This window comes from Streptomyces sp. NPDC051555 (assembly GCF_044454405.1).
Taxonomy (GTDB): domain Bacteria; phylum Actinomycetota; class Actinomycetes; order Streptomycetales; family Streptomycetaceae; genus Streptomyces.
The window spans coordinates 245,789-264,087 of record NZ_JBITDP010000002.1; the positions used below are offsets into that span (position 1 = coordinate 245,789).

Annotated in this window: 8 protein-coding genes; 3 read left to right on the forward strand and 5 right to left on the reverse strand. The window is 72.9% G+C overall.

Annotated features, from left to right (window positions below; all coding sequences use genetic code 11):
- Positions 1 to 9 precede the first annotated feature (9 nt).
- Together argB and ACIBEA_RS05625 are read left to right on the forward strand one after the other, a co-directional pair.
- Positions 10 to 858 carry an acetylglutamate kinase gene (gene argB / locus ACIBEA_RS05620; protein ID WP_399259038.1) on the forward strand — a complete coding sequence of 283 codons (849 nt, stop codon included), beginning with the start codon at positions 10 to 12 and terminating at the stop codon, positions 856 to 858.
- Positions 855 to 2,045 carry an acetylornithine transaminase gene (locus tag ACIBEA_RS05625; protein WP_399258300.1) on the forward strand — a complete coding sequence of 397 codons (1,191 nt, stop codon included), beginning with the start codon at positions 855 to 857 and terminating at the stop codon, positions 2,043 to 2,045. Before argB ends, ACIBEA_RS05625 begins: the two co-directional genes overlap by 4 nt.
- Positions 2,046 to 2,123: 78 nt before the next feature.
- Here the strand turns inward: ACIBEA_RS05625 and ACIBEA_RS05630 are convergent, their stop codons facing one another.
- The 3 genes from ACIBEA_RS05630 to ACIBEA_RS05640 form a co-directional block, all read right to left on the reverse strand.
- The gene (locus tag ACIBEA_RS05630) at positions 2,124 to 2,381 is read right to left on the reverse strand and encodes a hypothetical protein (protein ID WP_399258302.1); all 258 of its coding nucleotides are present in this window, start codon (positions 2,379 to 2,381) and stop codon (positions 2,124 to 2,126) included.
- A complete protein-coding gene (locus tag ACIBEA_RS05635) occupies positions 2,378 to 3,958 on the reverse strand; it encodes an amidohydrolase (protein ID WP_399258304.1) in 1,581 nt (526 codons plus the stop codon). Before ACIBEA_RS05635 ends, ACIBEA_RS05630 begins: the two co-directional genes overlap by 4 nt.
- An 81-nt stretch (positions 3,959 to 4,039) precedes the next feature.
- The gene (locus ACIBEA_RS05640) at positions 4,040 to 4,252 is read right to left on the reverse strand and encodes an MbtH family protein (RefSeq protein ID WP_399258306.1); all 213 of its coding nucleotides are present in this window, start codon (positions 4,250 to 4,252) and stop codon (positions 4,040 to 4,042) included.
- Positions 4,253 to 4,430: 178 nt separating this feature from the next.
- On the opposite strand from ACIBEA_RS05640, the gene ACIBEA_RS05645 reads away from it, so the two are divergent.
- Entirely contained in the window at positions 4,431 to 5,543 is a 1,113-nt protein-coding gene (locus ACIBEA_RS05645; RefSeq protein ID WP_399258308.1) for an alpha/beta hydrolase-fold protein, read from the forward strand.
- An 85-nt stretch (positions 5,544 to 5,628) separates the two neighbouring features.
- Here ACIBEA_RS05645 and ACIBEA_RS05650 read toward each other — a convergent pair whose 3' ends face one another.
- Positions 5,629 to 7,332, reverse strand: a complete 1,704-nt coding sequence (locus tag ACIBEA_RS05650) for an ABC transporter ATP-binding protein (protein ID WP_399258310.1) — start codon at positions 7,330 to 7,332, stop codon at positions 5,629 to 5,631.
- The gene (locus ACIBEA_RS05655; protein WP_399258312.1) at positions 7,319 to 18,268 is read right to left on the reverse strand and encodes an amino acid adenylation domain-containing protein; all 10,950 of its coding nucleotides are present in this window, start codon (positions 18,266 to 18,268) and stop codon (positions 7,319 to 7,321) included. Before ACIBEA_RS05655 ends, ACIBEA_RS05650 begins: the two co-directional genes overlap by 14 nt.
- Positions 18,269 to 18,299 lie beyond the last annotated feature (31 nt).

The window sequence follows — 18,299 nt, forward strand, 5'->3', positions numbered from 1 at the left end:
CTGCCCTGGTTGGAGGAGCTCCAAGGCCGGACGGTCGTCATCAAGTTCGGCGGCAACGCCATGGTGGACCCCTCGCTCCACCGGACGTTCGCCCAGGACGTGGTGGAACTGTGGCACGCGGGCCTGCGTCCCGTCGTCGTGCACGGCGGCGGGCCGCAGATCAGTGCGATGCTCGACCGCCTGAACCTGGAGGTCCGCTTCGAGGCCGGACTGCGGGTGACCACACCGGAGACGATGGACATCGTCCGCATGGTGCTCACCGGCCGGGTCCAGCGGGAGCTCGTCGGCGCACTCAACGCCCACGGTCCCTTCGCCGTGGGCCTGTCGGGTGAGGACGCGCACACCATGACCGCCGTTCGGCGCCCGGCGTGGGTGGACGGGCGGCCGGTGGACATCGGTCTCGTCGGGGAGGTCGTGGCCGTGGAACCCGGTACCGTCCGCACGCTGCTGGAACAGGGGCGGATCCCCGTGGTCTCGCCGGTCGCCCGGGGCACGGACGGGCAGGTCTACAACGTCAACGCCGATCTTGCGGCGTCGGCCCTGGCCGTGGCCCTCGGCGCGGACCGACTGGTGGTCCTGACCGACGTCGAGGGACTGTACGCGGACTGGCCGAACAGCACCGAGGTGATCGAACGCCTGACGGCAGGTGAGCTGGAGGCGCTGCTGCCGGGACTCGCGAGCGGCATGCTCCCCAAGATGGAGGGCTGTCTGCGGGCCGTACGCGCGGGCGTGCACAGGGCGCAGGTCATCGACGGCCGGGTGCCACACGCGCTGCTGGGCGGCGTCTTCACCGAGAACGGTCCGGGCACCACGGTGGTTCCGGACGAGGAGCACGAGAGCGAGGAGGACGGCGCGTGACCACCGGCGACACGACACCGCTCGCGGACCGCTGGCGCGCGGTCGTGATGGACACCTACGGCACTCCCCCGCTGGCGCTGGTCAGGGGCGAGAACAGCACCGTCTGGGACGACAGCGGGCGTGCGTACACGGACTTCACCGGCGGGATCGCGGTCAACACCCTCGGCCACGCCCACCCGGCCGTCGTGTCGGCCGTCCAGGACCAGATCACCCGGCTGGGCCACGTGTCGAACCTGTTCGTCTCCGCACCGCCCGTCGCGCTGGCGGAGCGGCTGCTGGGCCTGCTGGGCAGGCCCGGCCGGGTGTTCTTCTCGAACTCCGGCACGGAGGCGGTCGAAGCCGCCTTCAAGATCGCCCGCCGGACCGGGCGTCCCCACCTGGTGGCCACCGAGGGCGGGTTCCACGGGCGCACCATGGGAGCGCTGGCGCTGACCGGCCAGCCGGCCAAGCGGGACCCCTTCCTGCCACTGCCCGCGGACGTGACGCACGTCCCCTTCGGGGACACGGCGGCGCTGCGCGACGCCGTCACCGACCGCACGGCGGCGGTCGTCCTCGAACCGGTCCAGGGCGAGGCCGGGGTGATCCCGGCGCCCGAGGGCTATCTGCGGGCCGCCCGTGAGATCACCCGGGCCATGGGCAGCCTGCTCGTCCTGGACGAGGTGCAGACCGGGATCGGCCGTACCGGACACTGGTTCGCGCACCAGGCCGAGCAAGGGGTGGAGCCCGATGTGGTCACGCTCGCCAAGGGGTTGGGCGGCGGTCTGCCGATCGGTGCCACCGTGGCCTTCGGCTCCGCCGCCGACCTGCTGACCCCCGGGCAGCACGGCTCCACCTTCGGCGGCAATCCGGTCGCCTGCGCGGCCGGGCTCGCCGTACTGGAGGCCATCGAGGCGGAAGGGCTGCTCGCGCACGTCGTGCGGGTGGGCGAGCGGCTGCGGGGCGGTATCGAGGCGCTGAAGCACCCTCTCGTCGCGGAGGTACGGGGCGCCGGCCTGCTGCTGGGCGTCGTCCTCGCCGAGCCGGTCGCCGCCCGGGTCCAGCGGGTGGCTCAAGACGCCGGGTTCCTCGTCAACGCGACGGGCCCGAACGTCGTACGGCTGGCTCCCGCCCTGACGGTGACGGAGGATCAGGCCGACGCTCTGGTGACGGCGCTGCCCGGGATCCTCACCGCCTCGCCCGCCCCGTGAGGGACCTCGCCGCTCCGCTGCCGCCTACCGGACTCCGAGCCGGGCGGGACTTTCGGAACACGCCCTGGCACGGGGTCGCTATCCGCACGCACGGCCGGGGTAGGTGTCGCTCTCCGGCGCCCCCGCCTCGCGCATCCGGCGCAGGACCTCCCCGAGGACCGCGTCGTCCACATCGACCGGGATGTTGAAGTGCCGGTCGAAGACCATGGATTCCCCCCTGCCCGCGTGCCAGATCACCCAGCGCGGGGGGACGGCGGGCGCCTCCCAGAGCGGGGAGAGCTCTTCCATGACGCTCGCCTGAACGCTCACGGAGTCCATACCGATCACACCACTCACAGCTTTCCTTCTTCCGTCGCTTCGCGTCCGTCGATGAATGTCGCCACGACCTCGATGCCGCCGATCCGGGCGGGTTCGACACGCCGCGGGTCGTCCCCCAGGACGACCAGGTCGGCGCGCTTGCCCGGGGTGAGGCTGCCGGCGCTGTCGTCCCACCGGCAGGCGTACGCGCCGGCGACCGTGTAGGCACGCAGCGCCTCCTCGACGGTGATCGCCTCGTCCGGACCGATCAGCCGGCCGGAGGCGGACGCGCGCTCGACCATGAACTGGACGGCCCGGAGCGGCGCCCCGTCCGTGACGGGCCGGTCCGAGCTCCCCACGAGCGTCACCCCGTGGTCCAGGAACCCGCGGCCCCGGTACATCCAGGGGGCCCGCTGCGCGCCCATCACCTGCGCGTAGTCGTCCCCGAAGGAGTACAGGAAGGTCGGCTGGACGACCGCGCTGACGCCGAGGCGCGCGAAGCGCGGGAGCTGGTCGGGGCGGATCAGGCCCGCGTGTTCGATCCGGTGCCGCGCCTGCGGGCGGGGTCTCAGGCGCTGCGCCCGCTCCAGCGCGTCGAGCGCGAGGTCGGCGGCGCGGTCGCCGATGGCATGGACGGCGAGCTGCCAGCCGGCCAGGTGGCCGTCCACGATGAGCCGGGTGAGGACCTCGGGGTCGTCCTGGAGCTGCCCGGTGTGGTCCATGCCCGTGTACGGGGCGGTGAGGGCGGCCGTACGGGCCATCATGCCGCCGTCGGTGTAGATCTTGAGCGCACCCAGCGACAGCCAGTCGTCGCCGAATCCGGTGCGCATGCCCAGGTCCAGGGCGCGGGGGAAGCCGTCCTCCCGGTGCGTGTCGCGCGGGCCGAGCGTGTCGCCCGCCGCCATGAGCTGGACCCGCAGGGGCAGCCGCCCCTGGTCCCGCAGCAGTTGGTAGGCGCCGAGTTCCACGGGGCTGTGGCCGAGCAGGCCGCCTCCGATGCCCGCCTCGGCGACGGCGGTCACGCCTTCGGCGAGGCAGGTACGGGCCGCGCGCTCGACGGCGTCGGCGATCTCGGCCTGGGCGTAGGGCAGCCGGAGCCGGCGCGCGGCCGTCATGGCGCTCTCGGCCAGGAAGCCTTCCTGGTGCGGGACATGGGCGGGGAGCAGGCGCAGGACGGCGCTGTTGACCACACATCCGTGACCCGAGTCGTGCATCAGGAGCACCTTGCGCCCGCGGCTGACGGTGTCCAGCTCGGCGGCGGTCAGGTGGCGGCCCAGGGCCCGCTGGTCGTAGCCCATCACGTCCACCCAGGCGCCGTTCGCGCTGTGGCGGGAGACCCCTTCCGCCACGACCGCCAGCACGTCCTCGACCCGCTCGCAGGGGGCGACGCTCGGGGCGCTCTGCTTGAGCCCGGTCCACGCCAGGTGGACGTGGCTGTCGATGAACCCGGGCAGCACGGTGGCGCCCTGCAGGTCGATGACCTCGCGCGTGGGGAGTGAGGTCACGGCCTCGTCCAGGCCCACGATCCGGCCGCGCCAGATGCCCAGGTCGTGGGCGACCGGGTGGACCGGGTCCATGGTGAGGAAGTTCGCGTTCGTCAACCTCGTGCACAGCATGGGCAGTCCGTCCGTCGCTCAGCGGTCTCGTCTCGGGGAAGGGGGATCGGCCGAGGCCGGACCGGCTCCGGGCCGCCCCGGTCAGGCGCCGGCGGCCGCCGCGAGGGAGCGCGGGCGCAGATCGGTCCAAGCGGACTCGATGAACTCCAGGCACGCGTCGCGGCCGGTCTCCTCCAGGGCGACGGCCCACCCACCCGGCACCTCGGCGAAGGACGGCCAAAGGGAGTGCTGGCCCTCGTCGTTCACCAGGACCAGGAAACGGCCGTCGGCATCGTCGAACGGGTTGGTGCTCATCTCTGGGTTCCTCCTGGAGCCGGATGGACCGGCGGGTGCCGTCGGGCGGGTGGGCCCGCAAGGCAGCTCGATCGTGAATGAACTATGGGGTCGGGAATGAGGTGAGCCCATCACTTAGGTTAGGCTCGCCTAAATCGAAAGCTTAACGTTTCCCCTTCCCCCTCACAAGGAGACACTGATGCGTGTACGCGAACGGGTCCGGGCCGAGGACGGCGGGGAGAGCCCCTTCATCGCCTTCGGCCTGTCCGCCGCGCCGGGCACCGAAGCGTTCTGGGCGGCGGCGGGACCCGCGTACGCGCCGTCCGGCGACGGCGGTTGGGCCGCCCTGTTCCGGTGGCGCGGCACCCCGGCGGTCATCGAGTTCGAGAGCTGGTCGGGTCCGGTGCCGCTGGTCCGGTGGCGTGAAACGGACTGCTGGTACGCCGAGGTGCCCATGCCCGCACGACTGCGCGTGACCTACCGGTTCCTCGCGGACGGCGCTGCCCACGCCGACCCGTTGAACCCGGTCGGGGCCGGCGGCGACCGGTCCATCGCCGCCACCCCGGACGCTCCCCCGCAGCCGCACTGGCCGGCCGTCGGCGCCGACGACGTGCTGCCGCTGCCACGCACCCGGATCCGGTGGGCCAGCGAACGGCTCGGCGGACGGCGCACCGTGCGCGTCCACCCGGTGGGTGGGGGCGGACCGGTGGTCCTCCTGCTCGACGGGGACGACTGGCTCCACCTGCACCCCGCCGTGACCGCCTTCGATGCGGCCCACGCCGCCGGCGAGATGCCCCCGGTCACACTGGTCTTCGTACCGGCCAAGGACCGACCGGCCGAGTTCGGGTGCCGACCGGAGCTGTGGGAGGCGGTACGGGACGAACTGCTGCCGCTGGTGGCGGAGTGCGGGGTACCCGCGGACCTCGGCCGGCTGGTGGTCGCCGGGCAGAGTCTCGCCGGACTGAGCGCCCTGTACGCGGCCACGGAGTTCCCGGAGCTGGTGTCCCGGGTCGCCTGTCAGTCGGGCTCGTTCTGGTGGACGGCGCAGGCAGCGGACCTCCCCGACCCCCTGGGCGGTCCGGTCGGGGGCACCATGGCCGCGCGCCTGCGGGAGCGGCCCGCCCCGACCGGCCTGCGGATCGCCTTCGACCTGGGCGAGCACGAGACGCGCATGCTCCCCCACTGCGAACGGGTCGAGGCCCTCACGCGGGAGTCCGGTGCGACCGTACGGATCTCCCGGTCGGCCTCGGGCCACGACCGGGCGGGCTGGCGGCAGGCCCTGCTCAGGGACGTCGCCTGGGCACTGGCCTGACCTACACGGAAAGGGGCCCGGGACCCGGCGGATCGCCGGGCCCCGGGCCCCTTCGCCGTGCCACCCGGTCAACGGATCCACCGGCTCACCGCGTCACCGCCATGCAGTACGCCGGGTCGGTGGCCAGCAGGTGCCGGTGCGTGCCTTCGACCGTGACGACTCCCTCGTCCACGACGAGGACCCGGTCGGCGGCGTCCAGCAGCGCCGGGCTGCTGGTGATGACGACGGTGGTCCGGCCCCTGCGCAGCTTCGCGATGTTGCGTGCGACGAGCTGCTCGGTGACCGCGTCCACGGCCGTCGTGGGGTCCCGCAGGACGAGCACGTCGGAGTCCGCGGCCAGGGCCCGGGCCAGCGAGAGGCGCTGGCGCTGGCCCCCGGAGAGGTTCGCGCCGCGGTCGCGCACCTCGTAGTCGAGTCCCTGCCGGTGCAGGGCGACGACATCGGTCAGCATGGACGCCTCGACGGCCTCGGCGATCGAGCCGCTGGTGCCCGACGGGTCGATGTTCGTGCGGAGGGTTCCCGCGAAGATCTCCCCGTCGTACGGGTTCACCAGCATGTGTTCGCGGACCGCCTCGACCGCCAGCTCCGCCAGGTCCTGTCCGCCGAGCCGCACCGCTCCGCCGTACGCGGCCGGCGGTACGTTCACGGCCAGGATCGAGGCGAGCTCCGCCGCCGCCCCCGGCTGGTAGACCGTGATCGCCGTGAACTCGCCCGCCGGGACGTGGAACTTCAGGCCCTGGAGGGACTCGTACCGGACACAGTCGATCTCCAGGTCCCCACCGGGGGCCGGTCGCGCCGTCCCCGGGGCCGCCACCGGCGGGGCGGACAGCACCAGGGCCATCCGCTCCGCCGAAGCGCGCGCCATCATCACGTACTTCGGCATGTCCGAGAACAGCCTGAGCGGTTCCATGATGAACTGCGCCAGGCCCACGGCCATGACGAGCTCACCGATGCTGATCTGCCCGTCGAAGGCCAGCCAACCGGCGGTGAGGGTCACCGCGGCCGCGAGGATCGAGTTCAGGGCCAGCGCGGCGCCCGTGTAGGCCCCGTTCACCCGGGCGACCGTGATCGCCTGCTCCTTCGCCTCCGAACTGACCTTCCGGTAGGACCGGAACGCCGCCTGGTTGCCGCCGAAGCCGTGCAGCGGGCGCAGGCCGGTGATCAGGTCGGCGACCTTCGCGCCTGCCCGCGCCACCCTGGCCTGCTGCTCCTTGGTGCTGCTGCCGATCCGCTTCGACATCACGCTGAGGGTCGAGAGGATCGCGACCGTACCCACCATGACCAGCAGGCCGAGCCGCAGGTCCGCCAGGCTCAGCGCGACCGCCGCGACCAGCACCGCGACCGAGGAGCTGATCAGTATCGGCACGACCTCGACGATGTCGGCGGTCTGGTCGGCGTCCTCGGTGGCGATGGTGAGCACCTCGCCGGACTTGAGGTCCACGTCCCGGGCCACCGGCTGGAGGCCGCAGGCCGCGACCCGCACCCGCCACTCGTGGGCCTCGGTCGTGTTGGCCTTCTGCAGGATGCGCATCCCGAACCGCCACGACAGCGACACCGTCGTGATGATCACGGCCAGCGCGGCGATCGAGAGGGCGAGCGCCTCCGGGCTCCGTTGGCGCATCGTGTGGTCGACGATCAGGCCGAGAGCGATCGGGAAGGCGGTCTCGCCCGCCTGGTACAGGCCCATGAGGACGGTGCCCCAGAGCATGGCACCGCGATTGCGGCGTATGGCGGTGCGGAGGATGTCGGATCCCGGGCGGCGGGATCCCTGGACGTCAGGAGTTGTCATCGAGGTGCCGGGCAATCGCTTCGGGGGTTCGCAGGGTGAGCATGTCACGGATGGTGATCACGGGGCCGAATTCACGGCGCAGGAGTCCGACCAGGCGTACGGCCAGCATGGAGTGTCCTCCGAGGGAGACGAAGTCGCCCACCGCGCTCACCTCGTCGTCGTCCAGGTCCAGGGCCTCCGCGAAGAACTCGCAGACCACGGTCTCGGTCTCGGTCTCCGGGCCGCGCTCGCCCGAAGTGGTCAGCGCGCCCAGCGGCTTGGGCTCCGGCAGCGCCTTGGTGTCGGCCTTCCCGTTCACCGTGAGCGGGATGCTGTCGACCTGAGCGTAGTGCGTCGGGCGCATGTAGTCCGGCAGTCCGGCGCCCGCTTCGGCGGCGACCGCCGCCAGGTCGGAGCCGGGGGCGAGCACGAGGTACGCGGCCAGCCGGTAGGCGCCGTCGACCTGCGGGTCGGGCTGGGCGACCGCGGCGGTGAACCGTACCGCCGGGTGCGCGGCGAACGCGGCCTCGACCTCGCCCAACTCCACGCGGTGGCCCCGGATCTTGACCTGCTGGTCGGTGCGACCGAGGTACATCAGGTTGCCGTCCGGCCGCCGGATCACCAGGTCACCGGTGCGGTACATGCGCTCGCCGGGCTCACCGAAGGGGGACGCGACGAACCGGTGCGCGGTCTGGGCCGACTGGCCGAGGTACCCGCGGGCGATGCCGATGCCCGAGACGTAGAGCTCGCCGGGGACGCCGTCCGGCAGCGGCCGCAGCCACGGGTCCAGGACGAACACCTCGGTGTTGTCGATCGCCACGCCCACCACCGGGTCCTGGCACTCGAAGGTGCCGACTCCCAGGGTGTTGATGGTGTATTCGGTGGGTCCGTACAGGTTGTAGCCGACCGTTCCCTCGGTCTCGGCGAGCCGCTGCCACAGCGTCGGGGTGACCGCCTCGCCGCCGAGCAGCACCAGCGGGGGGCGCCGGTCCGGGGCGTCGAGCAGGCCCTCGGCCACCAGCTGCTGCGCGTAGGTCGGGGTCACGTTGATGACGTCGATCCCGTGCTCATGGCAGTAGTCGACCAGGGCGGGCGCGTCGCGGCGCAGTTCCTCGTCGCAGATGTGCACCTCGTGGCCGTCGGCGAGCCACAGCAGCTCCTCCCACGACATGTCGAAGGCGAACGACACGGTGTGCGCGATCCGGAAGATGCGGTCGCCGTGCTCCGCCAGCACCGGTTCGAAGATGCGGCGCTGGTGGTTGATCAGCATGTTGGTGAGTCCGGCGTACTCGGTCACGACGCCCTTGGGCTTCCCCGTCGAACCGGAGGTGTAGATCGTGTACGCGGGGTGGCGCAGCCGGTCCGGGTCGTCCGGCGTGAACGTCACGAACGGCTCGGCCTCCGGAAGGGGCCGGTCCAGCTCGATCAGGTCGCCGGTCAGCCGGGGCGAGACGGAACTGACGGTGAGGATCACCTCGGGCCGGGCGTCCGCGACGATCGTGGCGATCCGCTCGTCCGGGTGGTCCAGCTCCAGCGGCACGTACCCCGCACCGGTGCGCAGTACGGCGAACAGCGCCACGATCCAGTCCAGGGTGCGCGGGATCGCCAGGCCCACGGTCCGCTCCGGGCCGATGCCGCGCCCGGCCAGCACGCCGGCCAGCAGGCGGCTGCGGCTCTGGAGTTCGGCGAAGGTCAGGCTCCGGCCGTGCGCGACGAGGGCGATCCGCTCGGGTGCGCGGTCCGCGGCCCGGTCGAAGCGGTCGACCACCGTGTCGGTGCCGATGTCCGTGCGGACCGCGGGCCCGGGCACCGGCCCGAGGCCGGGCAGCGCGCCCACCGGTCCGGTGGACCGGGCCAGGTCCTGGAGCAGTCCGACGTAGTCGTCGAGGAGGCGACGGGCGTCGGCGCTGTCGCCGTGGCGGTGCTCCAGCTTGACCGTGAGCCGGTCGCCGGGCGTGACGACCCAGGTGAAGGGGTAGTGGGTGGAGTCGTCCGACTTCACCTCGGTGATGCCGTGGCGGGCGTTCATCTCGCCGAGCGCGTCCATGTCCAGGAAGTTCTGGAGCACGAACAGGTTGTCGAACAGGGTGTCGTGGCCGCTGGCGCGCTGGATCTCGCCGAGCCCCAGGTGCTCGTGCTCCATCGCGTCGACCCGGGCGGTCTGTACGGCCGACAGGTACTCCCGGACCGTGTCGTGCGGCCGGGCCCGCGTCCACATGGGCACGGTGTTCAGCAGCACACCGACGATGTCGGACAGCCCCTCGCCCTCGCGGCCGGAGACGGTGACGCCGAACACGGCGTCGCTGCGGCCGGTGTGGGCGCCGAGGAGCAGTCCGAAGGCGCCGGTGAGGACCGAGTTCAGGGTGACGCCGTGCGCCTTGGCGGTCTCCCGCAGGAGGTCCGACTGTTCGGCCGAGAGCGTGTGCAGGAGCGCGGGCGGCAGGTCGTCGGAGAGGGCCGGCGCCGGTCCGGCGAGCAGCGTCGGGCCGGAGAGCCCGGCCAGCTGCTCGGCCCAGAACCGCTCGGAGACGGCCGGGTCCTTGGCGGCGAGCGCCCGGGCGTGGTCCTCGAAGCGGGGGACGGCCTGGGTGGCGTCCGGCCGCTCGCCCGCGCGTACGGCCCGGTAGGCCTCGAACAGGTCGCGCAGCACGATCGCGCGGGACCAGCCGTCCCACAGCAGCAGGTGGTAGCTGAGGAGCAGTCCGTCGCGGCCGTCGGGCCGCCGGATCACGGTGAGCCTGATCAGCGGCGGCTCGGCCGGGTCGAATCCGGTGTTGCGGTCCTGGACGCGCAGGGCTTCGACCTCCTCGTCGGTCGACAGCTCGACCGTGTGGACGCCGACCCGCCGGCCCGCCTTGAGGACCTGGACCGCGTTGCCGTCGTCGTCGGTGGTGAAACCGGCGCCGACGACCGGGTGCCGGGACATCACGCAGGCCATGGCCTCGGCCAGCGCGTCGGTGTCGAGGCGGCGGTCGAGGGCGAAGTAGCTCTGCGCGACGTAGTGTCCGGCCGAGCCCGCCAGCTGGGCCTGGAAGAAGAGGCCCCGCTGGAGCGCGGTGACGGGCGCCGTGCGCTCCGCCGTCGCGGAGGCTTCCGCGAGGGTTTCCAGGGCGTGCAGCCAGTGCGCGGTGAGCTCGTCGGGGATCTCCTCGGCGAGGGTGAAGGCCGCGTGCAGGCTGCCGGTGGCCGCGTCGGTCCAGGCGTTGACCTCCACGGCGTACGGGCTGCCCTGGTCACCGCCGGTGATGTGCGGCACCTGGGACTCGCTGCCGCGGCCGAGGTAGTTGAACAGCACCTGTGGCCGGGCGGTCAGCAGCGGGGCCGTCTGCGGGTTGAGGTAGCGGAGCCGGCCGTAGGCGAGGTGCCCGGACTCGTCGGACTGACGCGCCGCGAGCTCGCGGGCGGCCGCGATCGGGTCGGTGTGCGCGGTGAGCCGGACGGGCGCGATGGCGGTGAACCAGCCGACCGTACGGGTGTAGTCGTGGTGCTCCGCCACCGCCACCCGGCCGTGCCGCTCCAGTTCGATCGCGAGATCCGTGGGCGACGGCTGGATCCGGGTCAGGGCGGTGCGCAGGGCTCCGCACAGCAGCTCGGTGAGCGCGACGCCGAGCGCGGCGGGCGCGGTGCGCGTCACCCGGTCGCTCGCCTCGGGATCGAGGACCACGGTGGTTTCGCGCACCACGGTGGTGTCGCGCGGCCCGCCGAACTCGGGGAGCAGCGGGGGCGCCTGGAGGGTGGTGATCCAGTGCCCCAGGTCGTCGGCGCCGGCGGTGGACCGCAGGGTCAGTGCCTCGGCGTACTCCGCGTAGGAGGTGGTCGCCGGCGCGAGGGTCTCCCCGCGCAGGGCGGCGGCCAGGTCGTCCAGCAGGATCAGCCAGGAGACCGAGTCGACCGCGATGTGGTGCACGGTGACCACGAGGGTGCCGGTCGCCGCGAGCCAGGTGAAGGCGGTGACGTCCCCGGTCTCGGGGTCGAGCCGTCCGGCGGCCTCGTTGGCGGCGGCGGTGGTGTCGGCGGTGTCCGCGCGGACGACGGTGGCCTCGCGGGCGGGTTCGGTGCGCAGGGTCCACACACCGTGCTCGGCGTGCAGGCGCATCCGCAGGGCCGGGTGGGCGGCCAGCACGGCGTTCGCGGCGCGCTCGATGTCGGCGAAGGCGGTTCCTTCGGCCACGTCCACGGTCCTGGCCTGGGCGAACCGGGCGAGGGATCCGCCCAGCTCGCGCTGGCGCAGGAGGATCGGCGTGGGCGCCACCGGGCCGTCCTCGCGGCGTGCCGGGGCGGGCGCGGGGGCGGAGCCCCGGTCCTGCGGGGCGCGCTGGGCGAGGAGCGCGGCGAGGGCCCGCGGCGTCTTCAGGAGGAAGACGTCGCGGGGGGCGATCGGCAGGCCGAGCGCCCGGGCCCGGTTGACCACGGTGATGGCGCTGATGCTGTCGCCCCCGGCGCCGAAGAAGTCGGTGTCGGCGTCGACGTCCGGGTGGGACAGCGTGTCGGCGAAGATGCCGATCAGCGAGGCGAGCCCGGAACCGGTGGCGGCCACCGGGGTGTCGTCCTGCGCGGCCGCCGCGACCAGGGCCTTGCGGTCCAGCTTGCCGTTGACGGTCAGCGGCAGGGAGTCCACGGACAGGACCCGGCCCGGCACCATGTGCGCGGGCAGCTTCGCCGTGAGGCGCGCCGTGAGGTCCGCGATGTCGCCGGGTACCCGGCCCACGACGTGGGCGACCAGGTGGTCGCCGCTGTCGGCCACGGTGACGGCGACGTCGACGACTCCGTCGAGGTGCCGCAGCGCGGACTCGACCTCGCCCAGCTCGATGCGGAAGCCCTTGAGCTGTACCTGGTCGTCGGCGCGGCCGGTGAACTCCAGCTCGCCGTCGAGGGTACGGACGGCGAGGTCGCCCGTGTGGTACATGCGGGAGCCGTCGCTCGCGAACGGGTTCGCCACGAACCGGCCCGCGGTGAGGCCCGGCCGGCCCAGGTAGCCGAGGGACACCTGGTCGCCGGCCACGTAGATGGCGCCCACCACGCCCGGCGGCACGGGCCGGAGCCGGTCGTCGAGCAGGTAGGTGGAGAGGCCGGGGATGGGGCCGCCGATGGGGCTGACGTCGTCGCCGAGGGCGAAGTCCCCGTCGGTCAGCACCCGGTGGGTCACGTGGACCGTGGTCTCGGTGATCCCGTACATGTTGACGAGCTCGGGCGAGGCGGCGCCGTGCCGCTCGACCCAGCCGCGCAGCCGTCCGAGGTCCAGCGCCTCGCCGCCGAAGACGACCCGGCGCAGGGCGGGCAGCGGTTCGCCGGCGTGCCGGTCGGCCTCGACGAACTGGTAGAAGGCCGAGGGCGTCTGGTTGAGCACGGTCACGCCGCGCTCGCGGACCAGGCGGTGGAAGTCGACCGGGGAGCGGGTCAGCCCGTAGTCGGGGAGGAGCAGCTCGCCGCCGTGCGCGAGGGCGCCCCACAGCTCCCAGACCGCGAAGTCGAAGGAGTAGGAGTGGAACTGCACCCACACGTCGTCCGGGCCGAAGTCCATGTCCGGCTGGGTGTTGGCGAGCAGTGCCACCACGCTGGAGTGCGGGACGACGACGCCCTTGGGCTTGCCGGTGGATCCCGAGGTGTAGATCACGTACGCCGGGTCGTGCCAGTCGACGGCGACCGCCTCGGCGTCCGCGGCGACGGAGTCCTGAGGCGGTTCGTCGCCCTGTACGAGCACCCGGGCGGCGACGCCCGCCCGCTCCAGCAGGGCGGTGAAGCGTGCGCGCTGGCCGGGGTCCACGAGGACGGCCTGCGGAGCGGCGTCGCCGAGGACGTACTCCAGCCGGTCGTCCGGGTAGGCCGGGTCGAGCGGTACGTACGCGCCGCCCGCGCTGACGATCGCGACGAGGGCGACGACCTGCTCGATGGTGCGCGGGACGGCCACGGCCACGCGTCGGCCCGGCCGGACCCCGGCCGCGCGCAGGGCGGCGGCCAGTTCGTCCTTGGCGGCGGCGAGTTCGCCGTAGGTCAGCGAGCGGGTGGTGCCGTCGAGCGCGCACTGGGTGACGGCGGTGGCCGCCGGGTCGCGGTGCGCGGCGGCGTCGAACAGTGCGCCGAGGGTGGTCGGGGTGATCCGTGCGGGCCCGCGGGTTCCCTCCGGCGCCAGGTCGCCGACCGGGGCGTCCGGCCGGGTGAGCAGGCCGGTGAGGGTGTGTGCGAACCGGTTCAGGATCTCCTGGGCTCCGCTCTCGCCGAGCAGTTCGCCGTCGTAGATCAGGTTGAAGCGCGGGCGCCCGTCGAGGGCCCGTTCCACGACCAGGGTCAGCGGGTAGTGCGGGGCTCCCTCGTTGACGAGGCCGGTGACGGCCAGGGTGTCGCCGGTGCGGCGCAGGGCGGCCACGTCGGTCGCCACGTCGAAGACGACGAGGGTGTCGAAGAGGGAGCCGACGCCGGCCTGACGGCCGATCCGGGCCAGTGAGACGTGCTGGTGCGGCAGTACCGCGCCCTGGTGCTCGCGCACCGAGGTGAGCAGCTCGCGCGCCGTGGTGGCGGCGGCCCACCGCGCACGCAGCGGGACGGTGTTGATGAACAGGCCGACCATGTCCTCGATGCCGGCCACGTCGGCGTCGCGGCCGGAGACGGTGGAGCCGAAGACCACGTCGTCGGAGTGCAGGATGCCGCCCAGGGTCACCGCCCAGGCGCTGTGCACGGCCACGCTGAGCGGCACGCCGGCCGAACGGGCGGCCGCGTCGATGTCCTCCACCGGTTCCACCGAGGTGTCGGCGAACCGGTCGGACGGGGTGTGCTCCCTGGCCACCAGCGAGGGGCCGGGCAGCTCGGCGAGCTCGGCTCCCCACACCCGGTCGCTCTCCTCGGCGTCGCGGCCGGCGAGCCAGCCGACGTAGTCGGAGAAGCCGCTGAGCGGGTACATGCTGCCGGGCGCGTGGTACTCGGCGAGCAGCGTGCGCAGCATCGGGGGCACCGACCAGCCGTCGGCGATGATGTGGTGGACGGTCTGCACCAGGACGTCGCGGCCGGTGTCCGGGTCGCGGAGCAGCGTGAACCGCATCAGCGGGCCGGTGGCCAGGTCGAATCCGGCGCGACGGTCCCGCTCGGCGTACTCGCGCAGCTCCTCGTCGGTGATGCCGGGCCGCTCCAGCGTGCTGAAGGGCGCCTCGGCGCCGGATTCCAGTACGGAGACGACGCGGCCGTCGGCGAGGGCCTGGAAGCGTGCGGCCAGGTTCGGGTACAGGGTGAGCAGCCGGGTGGCGGCGGCCGCCAGGCGGTCGGCGTCGAGTTCGCCTTCCAGCGTCAGCAGTTGCTGTTCGACGTAGCTGCCGGCGGAGTCGTCGTCGAAGACCGAGTGGAAGTACAGGCCTTCCTGCAGCGGGGTCAGGGGCAGGATGGCACGCAGCTCGGGGCCGTCCAGGGCGTCGACGTCGGCCTGGGTCAGCCGCACCAGCGGGAAGTCGCTGGGCGAGTGGCCGCCCTGGTCGAGCGCGGCCAGGCCGGTGAGGGCCTCCTGGAAGTATCCGCCGATCGCTTCGACGTCCTCGTCGGTGAACATCCCGTCGGGCCAGGAGATGGTGGTGACGAGTTCGTACTCGCCGGTGGCGGCGGGTTCGGCGATCGCGTTGAACTCCAGGGCGCGCGGCAGGCGCATCCTCGGGTCGCGCTTCTCGCCGAGCTGACCGGTGGTTCGGGAGAGCTGCCAGTCGCCGGACGCGCCCGCGTCGAAGCGGCCCAGGTAGTTGAACAGGACCTGGGGCGGCGGGGTCGTGAAGGCGGCGCCGGCCAGGTAGCGCAGGGCGCCGTAGGAGACGCCGTTGCCCGGTACCCGGGCGAGGTCCTCCTTGACCGCCTTGAGCGCGGCGGCGAGGTACTCGGGCGCCGTGAAGTCGCCGGTCGTGCCGGGGTCCACGGTCACCGGGAACAGGGTCGTGAACCAGCCGACGGTCCGCGACAGCTCCGGCTCGATGCCCGCGGCGCCCGCGACGTGGCGGCCTTCGCGTCCGTGGCCTTCGAGTTCGATGTGGGCGAAGGTCTGGTCCTGGCCGCGGCCGCGGCGCCACCGGGCGAGGGTGACGGCGAGGGCGGTCAGCAGGACGTCGTTGACGCCCGCGTGGAACTTCGCCGGGACCTCGCCCAGCAGCGCGGCCGTGACCTCGGGTCCGACCGTGACGGTCCGGTCCCGCTCCCGCTCGACCGTGTCGGCCTCGGACGGTGCCCGCCGGCCGAGCGGCGCGTCGGCTCCGGGCAGGGGGCGCTCGAAGTGGGCGCGGTCCGCGTCGAACCCGGCGCTTCCCAGGAGCTGGGTCCAGCGCCGGAAGGAGGTGCCCCCCGCGGGCAGTGCGATCGCTTCGCCCGCGGAGATCTGGCGCCATGCGGTGGCCAGGTCCTCCATCAGGATCCGCCAGGACACGCCGTCGACGACCACGTGGTGGGCCACGAGGACCAGTTGCCGTGCCTCGCCGCGCCAGACGGCCCGCAGCATGACGCCGTTGTCCGGGTCCAGCGCTCCGGTGGCGAGGGCGACGCACGCGTCGAGCGGCAGGTCGCTCTGCTGCCAGCCGGCGGTGATGCCGTCGGCCCCGGGTATGTCGAAGCTCCAGCGGTCACCGCGTACGAGCCGGGCGCGCAGCATGTCGTGCCGGGCCACGACGGCGTCGAGGACGGCGCCGAGGGCGTCGGCGGTGAGGTTCGCCGGGGTGTTCAGCACGACGGCCTGTACGAAGCCGTCGATGTGGTCCGTGGTCCGGCCGAGCCACTGCACGATGGGCGATCCCGCGACGGCTCCGGTCGCGACGTCGCCGTGGTCGACTCGGGTCACGTCCTCGCGGCCGGCCACCGCGGCGAGGGCGCCGAGGACGCTGTTGGCGAAGATCTGTCGCGCGGTGACGTAGAGGCCCGCTTCGCGCAGTGCGCTCAGCAGCGAGATCGCGAGGATGCTGTCGCCGCCGAGCTGGAAGAAGTCCTGGTCGACGCCGACCTCCTCCAGGCGCAGCACCGACGCGACGGCCGCGCAGACCGCGCGCTCGTTGTCGGTGGAGGGCCGCAGGAACGAGCCGGTGGCGATCTCGGGTTCGGGCAGTGCGCGCCGGTCGAGCTTGCCGTTCGGGGTGAGCGGGAACTCGGTCATCACGACGATGTGGGTGGGCACCATGTACTCGACCATGTGCTCGGTGGCCCACGCCTTGACCTGGTCCGCCCGCAGATCCTCGGCTCCGGCGGCCGGGATCGCGTAGCCCACGAGGTAGGTGCCGCCCGCGCTGTTCTTCTTCGCGATGACGCAGGTGTGGCGTACCCCGGGGTGTTCGGCGAGGCCGACCTCGACGTCTTCGAGTTCGAGCCGCATGCCGCGGATCTTGATCTGGTTGTCGGCCCGGCCGAGGAAGTCCAGCGAGCCGTCCGGGGCGAACCGGGCGAGGTCACCGGTCCGGTACAGCCGGGAGCCGTCGCCGGCGAAGGGGTTGGCCACGAACCGCGACGCGGTCAGGCCGGGTGCGCCCACGTAGCCGCGGCCCAGGAGGAAGCCGCCCACGTAGAGCTCGCCGCCGACGCCTACCGGGACCGGGCGCAGTTCGTCGTCGAGGACGTACAGCTGGGTATTGGGGTTGGCCTTGCCGATGGAGGTCGACAGGCGTTCCGCCTCGCCCCGGTAGATGACGTGGGAGACGCCGATGGTCGTCTCGGCCGGGCCGTAGCCGTGGTACATGGGGATGTTGAGCCGGGTGCGGTAGCGCTCGTACAGCTCGGGGGTGAGGACCTCGCCGCCGCACCAGACGTGCCGCACGCTGTCGAGCCGGTCGGAGTCCCCGGCGATCTCCAGCAGGACGTCGAGCATGGAGGAGACGAGGTAGGTGAAGGTGACGCGGTGCTCGGCGATCACACTCAGCAGGTGGTGCGGGTCGCGTTCGCCGCCGGGCCGCAGGACGACCAGCCGGCCGCCGCACACCAGCGGGAGGAAGATCTCGTTGATGGAGATGTCGAAGGACAGCGGCGCCTTGAACAGCGAGGCGTCGTCGTGGCCGAAGCCCAGGATCTCGTCGACCTGCCACAGCAGGCGCTCGCTGATCGCCTCGTGGCGGATCATCGCGCCCTTGGGCCGGCCGGTCGAGCCGGACGTGAAGATCACGTAGGCCAGGGAATTGCCGGGTGCGGTGATTCCGGTGTCCGTGGTGGGGTGGCCCGCGTACTGCCAGTCGTCGAGGTCGACGGCCACGGCGGCCGGTTCGGACGGATCGTGCTCGCCGGAGACGCCCAGCTGCAGCACGACCCGCGCGTCGTCGATGACGACGGCGCGGCGCGCGGCGGGCCACTGCGGGTCGAGCGGCACGAACGCGCCACCCGCCTGCAGCACACCGAGCAGGCCGATCACCATCTCGGCGGAGCGGTCCAGTGAAATGCCCACGACCTGTTCGGCGGTGAGGCCGCGCCCGATCAGGTGGTGGGCCAACTGCGCGGACAGCTCCGCCGCTTGACGGTAGGTCAGTGAGCGGTGTTCGTCGATGATGGCGACCGCGTCCGGCCTGAGTCGGGCCTGCTCGCGGAACATCTCCACGATGGTCGGCCGGACGCGGTCCGCCCCGGTGTCGTTCCACTCGGCCAGGGTCCGCAGCCGCTCCGCCACGCCGGACGGGCCGATGGTGCCGAGGGGCCGGTCCGGGAAGTCCGCCAGGTCGTCGAGCGCGAGCTGCGCGTCGGCCGGCCGGACACCCTCCGGGAGGGCGATTCCGATGCCGCCCGCGGCGGCTTCGGAGGTCTCCCAACCGGTCGGGGCGCCGCCGCCGTTGTCGACCCATCCGAGGACGTCCGCGAAGAGCGTGCCGGGGGTCAGGTCGATGCCGTCAGGGCTCTCCCCCGTCGCCCAGTACGACAGTCCGATGGCGCAGGCCTCGGCGATGGTCCGGTCGGAATATCCGCCGGTACGCCGGCGCACGTCGGCCAGGAGCGCGGGAGAGATCAGCACGAGACGAGCGCTCGGTTCCACCATTGAAGACTCAACACCCTTCCAAGATACTAAG

Excerpts from the sequence above, each read along its gene's own strand:
- ACIBEA_RS05650 (WP_399258310.1), bottom strand. The coding sequence starts at position 7,332 with ATGACAACTCCTGACGTCCAGGGATCCCGCCGCCCGGGATCCGACATC.
- ACIBEA_RS05640 (WP_399258306.1), bottom strand. The coding sequence starts at position 4,252 with ATGAGCACCAACCCGTTCGACGATGCCGACGGCCGTTTCCTGGTCCTG.
- ACIBEA_RS05655 (WP_399258312.1), bottom strand. The coding sequence starts at position 18,268 with ATGGTGGAACCGAGCGCTCGTCTCGTGCTGATCTCTCCCGCGCTCCTG.
- ACIBEA_RS05645 (WP_399258308.1), top strand. The coding sequence starts at position 4,431 with ATGCGTGTACGCGAACGGGTCCGGGCCGAGGACGGCGGGGAGAGCCCC.
- ACIBEA_RS05635 (WP_399258304.1), bottom strand. The coding sequence starts at position 3,958 with ATGCTGTGCACGAGGTTGACGAACGCGAACTTCCTCACCATGGACCCG.